This is a genomic window from Colwellia sp. C1TZA3, assembly GCF_007954265.1.
In the GTDB taxonomy this organism is placed as follows: Bacteria; Pseudomonadota; Gammaproteobacteria; order Enterobacterales; family Alteromonadaceae; genus Cognaticolwellia.
In genome coordinates this window covers 62,925-77,845 of the sequence record NZ_VOLS01000007.1, presented here as the reverse complement: position 1 = coordinate 77,845, position 14,921 = coordinate 62,925, and the positions used below count along the sequence as shown (strand labels likewise).

The 14,921-nt window shown below is 39.1% G+C and carries 10 protein-coding genes; 1 reads left to right on the top strand and 9 read right to left on the bottom strand.

Going from position 1 to position 14,921, the window contains the following annotated elements:
• The first annotated feature begins 266 nt into the window (after positions 1–266).
• The gene (locus ESZ39_RS03635) at positions 267–1,316 is read left to right on the top strand and encodes a patatin-like phospholipase family protein (protein ID WP_146878457.1); all 1,050 of its coding nucleotides are present in this window, start codon (positions 267–269) and stop codon (positions 1,314–1,316) included.
• A 92-nt stretch (positions 1,317–1,408) separates the two neighbouring features.
• Here ESZ39_RS03635 and ESZ39_RS03630 read toward each other — a convergent pair whose 3' ends face one another.
• The 9 genes from ESZ39_RS03630 to pgm form a co-directional block, all read right to left on the bottom strand.
• Positions 1,409–3,241 carry a protein kinase domain-containing protein gene (locus tag ESZ39_RS03630; RefSeq protein WP_146878434.1) on the bottom strand — a complete coding sequence of 611 codons (1,833 nt, stop codon included), beginning with the start codon at positions 3,239–3,241 and terminating at the stop codon, positions 1,409–1,411.
• A 194-nt stretch (positions 3,242–3,435) separates the two neighbouring features.
• Complete coding sequence (locus tag ESZ39_RS03625; RefSeq protein WP_146878433.1) at positions 3,436–5,025, bottom strand: dihydrolipoyllysine-residue acetyltransferase; 1,590 nt, start codon at positions 5,023–5,025, stop codon at positions 3,436–3,438.
• An 11-nt stretch (positions 5,026–5,036) separates the two neighbouring features.
• Positions 5,037–6,014 (bottom strand): alpha-ketoacid dehydrogenase subunit beta, encoded by a 978-nt coding sequence (locus ESZ39_RS03620; RefSeq protein WP_146878432.1) that lies wholly within the window; start codon positions 6,012–6,014, stop codon positions 5,037–5,039.
• Positions 6,014–7,198 carry a thiamine pyrophosphate-dependent dehydrogenase E1 component subunit alpha gene (locus tag ESZ39_RS03615; protein WP_146878431.1) on the bottom strand — a complete coding sequence of 395 codons (1,185 nt, stop codon included), beginning with the start codon at positions 7,196–7,198 and terminating at the stop codon, positions 6,014–6,016. Before ESZ39_RS03615 ends, ESZ39_RS03620 begins: the two co-directional genes overlap by 1 nt.
• Before the next feature lie 552 nt (positions 7,199–7,750).
• Complete coding sequence (astE, locus tag ESZ39_RS03610; RefSeq protein WP_223270220.1) at positions 7,751–8,860, bottom strand: succinylglutamate desuccinylase; 1,110 nt, start codon at positions 8,858–8,860, stop codon at positions 7,751–7,753.
• A 757-nt stretch (positions 8,861–9,617) separates the two neighbouring features.
• Entirely contained in the window at positions 9,618–10,562 is a 945-nt protein-coding gene (gene rho / locus ESZ39_RS03605) for a transcription termination factor Rho (RefSeq protein WP_146878430.1), read from the bottom strand.
• A gap of 962 nt (positions 10,563–11,524) precedes the next feature.
• On the bottom strand, positions 11,525–12,397 hold the full coding sequence (locus ESZ39_RS03600) for a GGDEF domain-containing protein (RefSeq protein WP_191321696.1): 873 nt from the start codon (positions 12,395–12,397) through the stop codon (positions 11,525–11,527).
• Positions 12,398–12,464: 67 nt separating this feature from the next.
• Positions 12,465–12,827 (bottom strand): group I truncated hemoglobin, encoded by a 363-nt coding sequence (locus ESZ39_RS03595; protein ID WP_146878428.1) that lies wholly within the window; start codon positions 12,825–12,827, stop codon positions 12,465–12,467.
• Between the two features lie 372 nt (positions 12,828–13,199).
• A complete protein-coding gene (pgm, locus tag ESZ39_RS03590; RefSeq protein ID WP_146878427.1) occupies positions 13,200–14,846 on the bottom strand; it encodes a phosphoglucomutase (alpha-D-glucose-1,6-bisphosphate-dependent) in 1,647 nt (548 codons plus the stop codon).
• Between the last annotated feature and the right edge of the window lie 75 nt (positions 14,847–14,921).

The following is a 14,921-nucleotide window of genomic DNA, read 5'->3' as shown; positions in this document are numbered from 1 at the left end:
TAACCATTAAAAATGAGCAGGTAATTAATCAACTTGGTATTATACCAGTTCCATTAAGTTTGTGATCTTGTTGTGCGCAGGAAAAATAACTCAAGGTAAGGCGCTCGATTGAGCAATAGCTGGCTATTGGGATTGAGAGCAACACAGCCTTGAGCTATTTTAACTAGTACAAGTGAGTAATAACTTAATGGGATTGGTATAACTAGCGCTAGAAGATAGTATGCACTTTAATAACCAATGGAGAGGTTTTTCTAACGATGGCAAATATGCTAGATATTTATTGTGGCAGCAACGCCTTAAACACAATACAAGAACAAGGCTTTAAACCAGCGCTTTTTAGCACTATGCTGGGCGCCAGTGGTGGGCCAAAATGGTTTAGCTTATTTGGCTTAGACAAATACCTTTTTGGGGAATATTTTAAAGATCGCCGCACTGAATTGAATTTAGTCGGTTCGTCAGCAGGGGCATTTCGCTTTGCCGCCCTTAGCCAGCAAGATCCCGTTGCGGCTATTACGCGCTTAGCGACACTATATTCCAAAACCACCTATTCAGAAAAAGCCAAAAATAAAGAAATTACTGCCAAAGCAATGGCCCTACTTGAAGAAGTGTTAGGGGCTAACGGCAGTAATGAAATTATCAACAATCCAATTTTCAAAGCCCACTTTATTGTCGCAAAATGCCGTGGTTTAACTGCTTTTGAACAAAAAACACCGTTAATGTTGGGGTTAATATCGAGCATGGTATTCAATCAAGTCAATCGCGGTTTACTTGCTAAACAATATCAACGCTTTGTTTATCATCATCCGACAAGCCAGTTAACTATTAATGACCATTTTAATTTTAACACCCAATATCAAGCCTTGAATCACAAAAATTTAACCACAAGCTTGCTTGCCTCTGGTTCTATACCGGTTGTTATGGGTGGTGTAAGAAATATTGCTGATTCGCCAAAAGGCATGTATCGCGACGGTGGTATTATTGATTACCATTTTGATGTTGATATTAAACCAGTATCTGGCCTTACGCTGTATCCACACTTTTCACCAACACCAAAAGCCGGTTGGTTTGATAAAAATTTAGCGCGTAAGGTCAATACCGAGTATTACAAAAACACCGTAATGTTAGTGCCCTCTGCAGCCTTTATTGCTCAATTGCCTTTTGCAAAAATACCCGACCGTAAAGACTTTATTAATCTAGCGCCGACAACGCGGCTAAAATATTGGCAAACGGTGTTAAAAGCATCCGAATGTTTAGCGGATGAATTTTCAGCACGCGTAGCTACGTCAAACACTGAAAATATTAAACCCATCCAATGAGCTTAATACCAAGCGGACTAATTGAGTCCGCTTGGTATTATTTGAGCCAAGCCATGGTGACTATTTTATTGTCAGGCTGGGTTAATGCTAAGTTAAAGCTCAGGTGTTTGCTTGGGATTTCTCGGATAAAACTTATCGGGTAAGCCATTTATATGTTCAAAAAACCGTGTATCTTTGTAAGGCAGCTTCATAAAACCAGAAATACCAATACCAGTAATCGTTGGTAGCAACTGTAATATATCGGTCAAGCATTGCTTAAATTCTGCTTCTTTGTCGTGATTTAACAACATTAAATAACTGTGAATTTTAAGGTGTCGTGGCAAGACCTCAAAAATAATACAACCGGTGTGATGGATCTGATTTAAACGCGCTAACACCACCATAACTTCGTCGGGTAAATATAAATATTCATCTGGGTCGACACCATCTTCAAAGTAAGAGTGCAGTCGTGTTATATCGTCAATATCGGCAATATCACTGACATCAAAATGGATAGCTTGATTGGCTAAGGCTTGAAAGGGTTGTTCTTCGTTTTCACGCTCAACATGCAACGTATTTCTGGCATTGAATAAACAACTTTTAAAAACCCCTATTCTGAATATACCTTGAGCCAAGCGCACCATATTATTCACCGCACTTTGAAATGATGTTTTCAGTTTTGGGTCAAATAACGATAAGTTTGAGTCAATATAGACACCATTTTTTTCCCAACGCACAGCCAAGCCACCCACGACAGGAAAATTAGCTAAACGGCTAACCGCAGCAACAAAGGCTTTCTCGGTATCACCCATGCCCATAAGAAAATTTTTAAAGTATTTTTCTAATTGCACATCGTCTATATCATTTAGCTCGTCTACATCGGCAGATTCTCGCAGGAAAGATTTACGCGAACCATAAACCACAGTATCCATATTTTTGTGATAATTTTTGCACCAAACCGGCACTAAAGGCTTAATTTCAACCGGTAAAGGCGGATCGGCCATCACGGTATTTTTTAACAAGGCTAGATGTTTAAAAAAATAGTTCCCCGCTTTATTTCGCTGACTTCGGTCTTTGCTAAACATACCCGATAATATTTGCGCCAGTAATTTAGGCAAACCCAAAGATGAAGGTGTGATCACCGCACTACCATAGCGACAAGACTGACCCGAAGCTAAGGCATATAAGGTTGCTGCTAGCCCTTGTTCGTCAAAACGGGGCGACGACATTTCACCGCTAATTTGCTCATCACCAATAAAGTAAACATCGCCTAAGCGGGCATTACTATTTTGTAAATCGCTGCTCATTAAATCCATAACATTATTAGCGGTAGATTGGCCATTAACATCAAGTTGGGCGGGTACTGAAGAGCCCCAGTCGACTAGGTATACTTTCTCGGTTTCAGGATCAAACACCACGTTTGATGGTTTTATATCACCATGGACATAAGGCCTAGCTTTATCGTGTTGACTGCTATCACGCAAATAAATAAGAATATCGGCAAGTTGCAAGGCAATTTTAACGATTAGTTCACTCGCTAAAGGCCCTCTTTGATAAGACAACTTTTCAAGGTCTATGCCAGGTGCTCGCTGCATATGAACAATAGATTGACGCTTTATTTTGTAATAGCCAATAATTTTAGGAATGCGTTCGTGAGAGAGTTGGCGCTGAATATCAGCTTCTTCAGCTAGGCGGTCTTGGACATGTTGTGGCAGGTTAATACGGGAAAACTTAAAGACCTGTGATTGCCCCTGCTCATCTTCACCACCAAAAACAAAACCATAAGCACCTTTACCAATCAGGGCGATGTTTTGATAACCCAACAAAGTTAACTGCTGCTGACAAAGCTCAACCCATTGCTTTAATTTGGTTGCATCTTCGTGATTTAATAAATAAATCGACTGTTCTTCAGCGATATAAAAATGCTGGAGTTTCTTTTCCGCCACTAGACTTCCTTAACAGTAAACAACTAAATTCAAATAAATTCTCATTGAATTTAAGCTTAATTGATATATTTTACCTGAGTTGTTGTTACTAAAATAACTCAAAAAATTTAGTTATTTAGATTTATCTTTTCTTTATCATAAAAAAGGTCTGCTAATGCAGACCTTTAATCAGTTTATTTATAGTATACAAAAGCTTACGACATATGTACTAGCATGTTGCTTGGCTCTTCAAGGAATGACTTCCATAAATTACAAAAACGGGCAATGGTGCCCCCATCAATAGTGCGATGATCGCCAGACCAACTCACTTGCATAATTGAGCGAGCTTCCACTTCACCTTTGTCATTAAAACGTGGTAATTTTTGTAACTTACCTAACGCAACAATAGCAGATTCAGGCTTATTGATAATAGGCGTTGCCACCGTGCCGCCAATAGCACCAATGTTTGAAATGGTAATCGTACCACCTTTCAAATCAGCTGCTGGCACACGACCTGAGCGCGCATCATTAGTTAAACGGCTAATATCAGCGGCTAGTTCTAAAATAGACTTTGTTTGTACTTGTTTAACATTAGGTACTAACAAACCTACTTTAGAGTCAACGGCCATACCAATATTATGATCGTCAAAATAAGTCAGCTCAGTACAGTCTTCATTTACTTGCGTATTCACTAACGGAAACTGCTTCAGCGCTAACGACATAGCTTTCATAAAGAATGGCATCATAGTTAATTTAATATCTTGTTTGGCATAAACTTCTTTTAGTTCACCACGCAATTTAATCAAATTGGTCATGTCGATTTCTTCACAATAAGTAAAGTGAGGAATAGTCGATACTGACCTAACCATAGCTTTTGCCATCACCGCTTTTATACCGCGAATAGCTTCTACGCGCGTACCACCAACAACACTAGCGCTAACATTGTCAACTGCAGCGACAGTATTAGTATCAGTAGTAGCCACTGCTGGTACTTTGTTAAAAGCTAAAACATCGTCTTTATAAACCCGACCTTTTTTACCACTGCCTGGTACTTGATGAATGTTAACGTTGAGCTCACGAGCAACACGGCGTACCGCTGGACTCGCTACAGCTTTTTCATTAATAACCTTTGCTGCCACCGCTTTAGTTTCAACAACCTCAGCCTGAGCCGTGACATTGTTTTTCATGGCTTTTGACACATCAGCTACAGGTGTTTCAGCAGCAATCACTTGTCCAGATGTGGCAATTTCAACAGCAAACAAGGGCGCATGAACTTTAGCAATTTCACCTTTCGCATAATAAAGCTTAACCACTTTACCTTTATGCATAGCTGGAATTTGTACCAAGGCTTTATCGGTCATAACGTCGGCTATCGGTTGATCTTCTTCAATCAAATCACCTTCAGCCACTAACCATTCAACCAGTTCACATTCAACAATACCTTCACCTATATCAGGTAAAATAAAGTCTTCTACTTGGCTACCACCTGCAACAGGTTCAACAGCAACAGGCGTTGCAACTACAGCCGTATCAACTGCGCTTGCTTCAACAGCGCTGTCCGTACTACCTGCAGGTGTCATAGAAAATAAAGGCGAATGAACTTTAGCTATCTCACCTTTTGCGTAGTAAAGTTTATCTACTACACCAGAATGCATCGCGGGAATTTGAACCAAGGCTTTGTCGGTCATCACATCAGCAACGGGCTGATCTTCTTCAATCACATCGCCTTCTGCTACTAGCCATTCAACCAGTTCACATTCAACGATACCTTCGCCAATATCTGGCAATATAAAATCAATGCTCATGCTTATAAATCCTAGTAGGTCATCGTGGTTTTAATTGCTTCAAAGATCTTTAAATGATCGGCGGCGTATTCTTTTTCAAGTGCTAATGGATAAGGTGTGTCCATACCACAAACTCGGGCAATTGGCGCTTCTAAATGTAAGAAACATGCTTGTTGAATAGTAGCGGCAATTTCACTAGCAAAACCAGCCGTTAAGGGCGCTTCTTGACTGACAACAAAACGGCCTGTTTTCGTCACTGAGTTTGCTACTGTTTCAATATCCCAAGGCAAAATAGTACGTAAATCAATAATTTCACATGAAATACCATCGCTTGCTGCCAATGCTGCTGCTTTCTCAACAATTTCAACTTGAGCGCCCCAAGCCAGTAAGGTGATATCACTGCCTTTTTGCACAACCTCAGCTTTACCTAAAGGTAGTTCGTAGTCTTCTTCTGGCACTTCGCCAACTGATGCACGATACAAACGTTTAGGTTCAAAGAATATCACTGGGTTATCGTCACGAATTGACGCCAGTAACAAACCTTTTGCTTGATAAGGGTTACGTGGCACAACAACTTTTAAACCCGGCGTATGAGCAAAGTAAGCTTCAGGTGATTGGCTATGATATAAACCACCGGCAATACCGCCGCCATATGGCGTACGAATAGTCAGTTTACCAACATCAAATTCATTACCACTACGGTAACGAAACTTAGCTGATTCATTAACAATTTGATCAAAAGCTGGAAAGATATAATCAGCAAACTGAATTTCAGCAATAGCGGTACTGCCTTGAGCGGCTAGGCCATTAGCAAAACCAATAACACCTTGCTCAACTAATGGGGTATTAAAGCAACGGCTTTTACCGTATTTTTCTTGTAAACCACTGGTTGCTCTGAACACGCCACCAAAGTGGCCCACATCTTCACCAAAGCAAACCGCACGATCATTTTCTGCCATCACGATATCAAGCGCGTCATTAATCGCTTGTAATAAATTGATTTGCGCCATTACTTAATTCTCCCTGCCGAAAACGGGTAAGCTTTAGGGTATTTTTTGATATGTTCTTTAAGCTCATCAAATTGACTTTGTAACAAAGGGGGTACTTGGTCATAAACATCAGTAATGAGATCTTCTACTGGTGGCTTATCAATTTTTTCGGCCACTTTAACGGCGGCTAAAACTTCATCTCTTAGCTTTTCAAACAACGCAGTCTCTTGTGCTTCGTCCCACCAACCTTGAGCAAGCATCCAGTTCTTCATGCGAAGAATAGGATCGTGTTCTTGCCATTTGGCTTCTTCTTCACGTGTTCTATAACCTGAAGGATCATCAGACGTTGAATGAGCACCTAAACGATAAGACATCGCTTCAATTAATACCGGCTTGCCTTCTTTTATGCCATATGCACGCGCCAATTGTACGGCAGCAATAACAGCTAAAATATCGTTACCGTCAATACGTATGGTTTTCATACCGTAACCGACACCACGCGAAGCAATACCATTACCGACATATTGTTCTTCTGATGGTGTTGAAATAGCGTAACCATTATTACGACAAAAGAAAATAACTGGCGCTTGATGCACAGCAGCCATGTTTAAACCAGCATGAAAATCACCTTCAGACGCTGCGCCTTCACCGAAATAACAAATGGTAACCGCATCTAAGCCTTGTAGTTTTTGACCATAAGCATAACCCGCCGCTTGTGGGATTTGTGTACCAAGCGGTGATGAAATCGTCATATAGTTCAATTCACGACTACCGTAATGAATTGGCATTTGACGACCTTTACCTAAATCTTTTTCATTACTGAACATTTGGTTCATAAAGTTTTCAAGGCTAAAACCTCGAAACATTAATGCGCCCTGCTCACGATACTGCGCCATGATCATATCTTGATCTTTCAGGCCAGCAGCACCACCAACACTAGCCGCTTCTTCACCGAGTGCCGTCATATAAAAACTGATGCGGCCTTGGCGCTGCGCTGCCACCATACGTTCATCTAATACCCGATGAAAAGCGAGCGTTTTATAAGTTTTAGTCGCCAGCGCTTGATCAATATTTGGCATAGCAGCATTTTCATAAATGCTACCATCTTGTTTCAATATTTTAAGGATTGGAATTTCAACTGAATGACCATCAATAAAAGCGGGTTGATGTACAACCTTGCTTTCGCTATATACGTCAGTGTTCATAGCCTTCTCTTTTTTTATTAACCTTGGATGCAAGGTGACATGACCTATTCCACCTTTGCTTTAATCAATGAAAGTATAGAAGCTTTCAGCGCAAGGTGAATATTTATGTTGTTGTGATGAATTGTTGGTTGTAATAATCGCAAGCACTTTACCTTTACGTAAACTGAAAAACAAGTTTAGTGATTAAGCCAACCTATTATATAACCCTTACAGCGAGCATAATTCTTTACAGTTATACTTGCTGCCATCAGTCTTGATTACTCTAAGGTATTGATGCAAAAGATTTTAGTTTCAGACGAGACCTCATTAGCTAAAGGCCAAAGTTCATTTAGGAGCAGATTTTTAGTTTTAGAGCTAACCTAAGTACCTAAATATAACGAAATCCACCTAGGCACAGGTTATTTGTTCCAGACATAACCTAAGTACCTAAATATAACAAAATAACGAAATCTACCTAGGCACAGGTTATTAGTTCCAGACATAACCTAAGTACCTAAATCCATTTAGGCACAGGTTATTAGTTCCAGACATAACCTAAGTACCTAAATCCATTTAGGCAAGTGTGGTGGGGATAACAGTTAGCATCGCACGTTGACCAATAGCGACATTAGCATTGGGGAAAATAATCGCTTCACCGTCTTGCCCAGTTTTAACTGCCTTATCACCGTCAATCGCTAGAACATGACCTTTAGGAAAGTCTGTGAAGTTTTCAACATCATCATCAAAAGTTAACGAAAAGTCTTCATGCTGACGATCAATCACTTGTGATATTTCATATAGGTTAAAATCGCTAGCTTTATATGGTGCTAAGTCAAGCTGTTGACCTGACACTAGCTTGGTCAAGGTGTCTCTAACTTGCACAAACTGACTCATATCATTCTCACCAAATGGACGCACTTTACCTAGTTCAACAGTAAAAGCATCGGCGCCAAATTCATTTGAGGAAAAATAGCTAAAGGTTGTGGTTGGAGAATGTGACAATAAAATAGTACTAACACCGCAAGCATTTAGAAACTGCAGCTGACTTTTCTTGCGCGGCGCACCATGTAAAAAAGGGTAAACCGCAAATTTATCACACTTTGAGCCACGAATAGCAGTATGTAGATCATAATGACAGCGGCTACGTTCTGCGCCATCTACTGAGCCTAACTTACTGCCCGCAGCAAAGAAGTCTCTCACCGTGTTCTCTAATAACAAAGCACGATGACGCTCTTTATTAATTAAACCTACGCCTTGGCCTTGGTCTTGTGAATGGCCACCAGAAAACAAGCGATTCAGGTTTTCTTCAATAAAGCGCTCAGCAATATTCATTGACGCTGGATTTCCAAAAATAAATAACACTCGTTCTGCTAATGCCAATTCACCTCGGATCAATTGGCTAATAATATCGCTACAAATTTCAATAGGCGCGGTTTCATTACCATGAACGGCACTCGATAAAACAATATCCTGGCTGCTGGCACGATTAATCGGTTCGAAGGTAATTAGGCCAGTATCTAATACCGTGACTTTACTCAAGGTTTGAGAAGCTTGATGCCTAACATCAAAACTAAAAGCGCCACCAGGTAATGACCATTCATTGGCACGAGTCATGGATAAAAAATCACCACTTTGTTGTAAAGTTGATGCGAAGGCATTGGTTGAACTTGAAAAATCACTCACGCGGTTTCACCTGTTGTCATGGTAGAGTTTAATTGAGTAGCGTAGATTGGATACGATAACGCTTATTAATTGCTAATTGCGCGCTATTGTACTTGATTTGAAACTAAACGTCCTTGCGCTGCTAATTTATACCCGTTCCATTAAGTTTGTGATCTTGTTGTGCGCAGGAAAAATAACTCAAGGTAAGGCGCTCGATTGAGCAATAGCTGGCTATTGGGATTGAGAGCAACACAGCCTTGAGCTATTTTAACTAGTACAAGTGAGCAATAACTTAATAGGATTGGTATTATACCAATTTCATTAATTAGGCGGTCTACTTTATACGCAGGAAAAACGACCCAATATAAGGCATTTATTTTAATAACTCGTTGGGCTAATTATTAAATAAATAACGCAATAGTCGGTTGTTTTAACCAAGTTAAATGATCAGATAATTAATCAGATGGGTATTAATCTCCTTTGTGCATAATTGCTCAGTACGAGCTTTAACAGTAGATATTTTTTATAGCTATTGGTTGCTTGATTGGTAATAAAATATTTGTCTTTAATGATCACAGCTAACAATAAAGCGAAACAAGTTGATTCGCTTTATTGTCTTGACTCACTGTTAACGATTAACAAAGCCAGTAACAAAGCTTACCATCGATTATTAACTACCTATTTGCCGATATAGCAGTAGAAATAGGGCTAATTAGCGCATAAAGCTATTATTTTGTGCGCTAATTCATTTCATCAACGCTGCAATGTTTTTTGGCCATTAACGATTCAATAGCTCAGCATTGCTTGGATATTTTTTCAGTAGCTCAACAAGTTTACTAGCACCTTCTATAGGTTTAAGGCCGGTAAGTGCTCTTCGCAACCTTTTTATATTCTCAAGATCTTTGGCATTAAACAACAACTCCTCACGGCGCGTACTACTTTTAGCCATATCCAAGGCGGGAAAAATTCGTTGCTGTGCAGCCTCACGTGATAAAACAACTTCCATATTACCCGTGCCTTTAAATTCTTCAAATATCACTTGGTCCATCCGGCTGCCAGTGTCAACAAGTATGGTGGCTAAAATAGTAAGCGACCCACCATGTTCAATCTTTCTCGCAGCACCAAATAATTTTCGTGGTATCGCCATCGCGCTAGCGTCAAGGCCACCCGACATAGTACGACCACTGTTTTTTTGACTGGCATTATGTACTCTTGTCAGTCGAGTCAAAGAATCAATAACAATCATAACATCATGACCTTCACCCGCTTCCTTGCGAGCGATATTAAGCAGGTTATTAGCGACACGAACGTGTTGATCATGGCTTTCGTCCGTAGAAGAAGCATGTACTTGTGCCGAGACACTTCGCTTAAAGTCTGTCACCTCTTCTGGACGCTCGTCAATAAGTAAGGCATAAAGCTTTATCTCGGGATAAGCTGTCGCCACCGCTTGGCAGACATCTTTTAAAAGCGTAGTTTTCCCAGAGCCTGGCGGAGCAACAATCAAACCTCGTTGACCCCTTCCAAGCGGCGTGAACAAATCCATCGCTCGCATGGAAAGTTGCTCAGAGCCTGATGCTAGCTCAATACACTGATAAGGATTGATGGCTACGCCATTTAAAAAAATCTTTTGTGGGTCGTCACAAGATACCTCTTTGACGACTTCATCTACTTGTTTGGGTACTTTTTTTCTTTTTGTTGGTAATGTTAATATTTTTCTTGTCATGATATCGCTTTATAGCTTTAAAGAGTTAAGTGTTCTTTAACGTCTGCATTTTAGTCTAACGCAACTAAGTGGGTATATATTAACCGTAGAAGATTAGCTGCCTGATTGGGTTATATTTTATTAACAATCGTGATTAACCCATTAAAGAAATTGATGAATATTTTCAGCCGGTGTCTTTCAACGCGAAGCCTACATTAAGCTTAAAGCACGACCGCCCTACTTGCCCTACTGCCAACGTGGTTATACCAAGTTGATTAATTACCTGCTCATTTTTAATGGTTAAAATGAATAACTACTGCGTTATAAAATTTATAAGTAGAATAACTACTTACTAAATTTTATGCCTTGTATTTGTCCATTTTTCCTCATGAAAAAGTAGATCACTTAATTAATCAAATTGGTATTATACTAGTGTGTCGTAAAGTAAAAAGGTCAGCAGTATGATTACAGAACGAGCTTTTTACCAGCTGACGCTTAATGTCATAAAATACAGTAGGTGGTAAAACAGCGTTTATATTGTGATTAACTTTCATATTAAACTAATCTTTAGTTAGAGTGATGTTGAAGAGAGTTAACAGCCGCTTTGTACTCAGGTGAGACTTTATCACTTGGCTAATTAACAAGCCGTGCTTTTGATAATTTATGCCGTCATATCAATGACTATTTTATGGTTTCACTTTGCTTATTAAAGATCAGTAAATTTTCGTAGCATAACTGTTCTATTGGTAAATGGCCGATGCAATTAATTAAAGTGGCATTTGTACAGATGGTTCAATAGCGATCATTACTGTTGATTTTTAAGGCCAGTTCTTATCACTTACTCGGCTTATTCTTATCGTGCTATTGTGTAAAATAACATTGAAAAAAGCTGAGTTTAATATCACTATGATTTTAACTTGGTAACAAAAGCCTGTTCAAAGTGGTTGAAAATTAAAATTTCATCACCGATAGCGATAAATAACTCAACGCTTTGTTTCTCGAAATTTAGCCGTTAATGTGGCTTCATGTTTTGCAAGTAAGTCTGTTGAAAAAGAAATAACTTGACCACGCCCAGTTGCTTTAGCAAAGTATAAGGCTTTATCGGCGTTGCTTAGTAGTTCATCTAAAGTCGTACCATGTTTTGTATACTCAACAATACCGGCACTAAAACTAATTTGAGTAATATTTTTTTCTGGTGTTAGTATCTCGGAAAATTTTATTGAATCTAAAACGTTATGAATCAGCGTATTTAACTCTACGCTATTACGTGTGTAACTCAATACACAAAATTCTTCTCCGCCAATACGGGCAAAATAGCAGTCATCATCTAATGCTAGCGTAACCTTCTCGGCAAAAGATTTAAGTACATCATCACCAAATTCATGACCATAAATGTCATTAAACTGCTTGAAATGATCAATATCGAGTACACATAGAGAAACATTAATATTATCTTGGTTTTGGTATTCAATGTATTCATTAAATTTTTTAAACATAGCTCGACGATTGGCAATACCGGTTAGTGAGTCGGTATAGGCCATTTTAATTAGGCTTTTTTCTTGTGTCTCCATAATAGACGCATAAGACTGTAATGAGTATTCTAGTTTCTTTAATTCGCTTATGTCCTGACCCACAATCATTAATTGCTCTTTACAATAATCACTAATGGTAACTTTAATGGTTTTACGCGTGCGATCATCTTTTAATTGTATTACAAATTCATAAGGATTTTGTGCATCTACAGTTAAGACTTTCTCTCTAGAAAATTGTTTATCTTTGCTCTCAAATAGGTTGAAAATAGCCTCACCACATGCTCCTATCATCGCCTTAAATTTGCTACTCGAATAAGAAGGCATCAATGTTTGCCTGTCACATATTGCTACGACAATGTTTAATTTATTTAATAAATCAAAGCCCATATTATTATTCCGCAACAATTAACGGTTTTCGAGCCGCTATCAAGCTAGCTAAGGTTTTGATGTCGTCTGCTTCAACTTTAAAATTGTTCAATGTAGCGATAAAAATTCCGACAACTTCATTCCATTCAGTTTCAGTGATCTTAAATTGACTATGAGCTGATTTGAGCTTTTCATCATCATATTCACCTGGGCCACCCATCATAGCCGCCAAATATTTGGTTTGGTGCTCAATTAACCTTTCCATGCCAATAGGTTCAAAAATGTAAGCGACAATATCTGACTCTAAAACCGCATCGTAAAACTCACCGACAAGAGGATATAAAGTGGCAAAGCCACCATATTTTTCAAAATAATTGATTGACGTCATTTAATTTCCATTACTGAGAATATATCAATAGCTAGATACGTAATATCTCGATGACTAACTGATTGTTGTTATTTTTATTTATTTATTTATTTATTTATAATCGATTGAGCAATATTAAAGCTCATTATATCAGTCTTAATTGCCACCACGATACTTGATAATACACTGGGCGTAAATAAAACTACCTTGACGTCTGCTTAATATTATAAGAACAGAAAACAACGCATAAAATTTCATGATCTTTGATTGGAAATATCTTGTAGCAAAAAATAATAAGTAAATATTAGAATAACACAACGCCGAATAAAGCTGCCGTTAGCAGCTTTATTCAACACCATGCTAGCCATATTTCAACCGTATTTTATGCTAGTGCTACAAACCAGCAGCAACAAAGGCAGCGCTGACAAGTTTTTGTGCATCGCTAATAATTAACTGTAAATGCGCATCATCAATAAAACTTTCTGCGTATATTTTATAAATATCTTCAGTGCCTGACGGGCGAGCAGCAAACCAACCGTTTTCAGTACACACTTTAATGCCACCAATAGCGGCATTGTTACCAGGCGCATGTGACAATATTTGGCTGATTTTTTCACCAGCTAACACATCAGTAGTAATAGCACCCGCTGTTAGCGAAGTAAGTACTCGCTTTTGCTGCAAGTTAGCGACTGCTTCAACACGACCATAGCAAGGTTCGCCTAGTTGCTGTGCAAGTTCTTGATATAATTGATAAGGGTCTTTTCCAGTAACAGCAAGCATTTCAGCCGCTAGCAAAGTCATTACAAAACCGTCTTTGTCAGTGGTCCAACAACTGCCGTCACGGGCGATAAAGGTTGCACCTGCACTTTCTTCACCACCAAAGGCATAGCTAGCATCATGTAAACCATCAACAAACCATTTAAAACCAACAGGTACTTCTGAAAGCGGACGGTCGATAAGCTTGGCAACGCGGTCAATTAGCGAACTAGAGACTAGTGTTTTACCTATTTTACAGGTTTTAGGCCAAGCTCTATGGGTCATTAAATAGTGGATAGACACCGCTAGGTAATGATTAGGGTTCATCAAACCACCGCTTTTGGTGACAATACCGTGGCGATCAAAATCAGGGTCGTTGCCTACGGCAATATCAAACTTGTCTTTCAAGGCAATTAAGCCTGCCATGGCATAAGGTGATGAACAATCCATACGAATTTTGCCATCTTTATCTAACGGCATAAAAGCAAAACTGGCATCAACTACCGGATTGACTATGTCTAATTTCAAAGCATATTTTTTAGCGATTACCGGCCAATAATGAATACCTGAACCGCCTAAAGGGTCGACACCAATATGTACACCTGCTTTTGCAATCGCCTCCATATCGACAACCTGGCTTAATTGTTCAACATAAAAAGTGATAAAGTCTTCGCGAGTCAGTAATGCAGATTTTAGTGCTTGGCTATAATCAAGACGTTTAACAGCAAGCAATTTATTAGCAATAATGTCGTTCGCACGTTGTTCAATAACTTGAGTTATTTCACCTTCGGCTGGACCACCATGAGGAGGATTATATTTAATGCCACCATCGCTTGGTGGATTATGCGAAGGCGTGATGATCAAACCATCAGCTTGGCTAGACTGGGTTTTATTATGGACAATAATCAACCGTGAAATAACTGGTGTTGGCGTAAAGCCATCATCGTCTTGAATAACAACAGGGACATTATTGGCGATTAATACAGAAATAGCAGAAGCAAAGGCCGGTTCAGATAACGCATGGGTATCTTTACCTAAATAAAGTGGCCCATTAAAGCCTTGCGCTAAACGATATTCAGCTACCGCCTGACAAATAGCTTCAATATGCTGCTGATTGAAGCTTAATTTACTGGCATTACCACGATGCCCTGAAGTACCAAAAGTAACTTTTTGCTCAGCAATCTCAACATTTGGTGTTTGTAAAAAATAATCGCTAACTAAACGACCAATGTTAATTCTATCTATCGGTCTTGCTAGTTTGCCTGCATGTTGATGAATGGTCATTTAATTTCCTTATCCCTGATAAAAATTTAAGCGGTGTACGTTACTTAATCACAAGCTAATCATTAGTTAATCGCG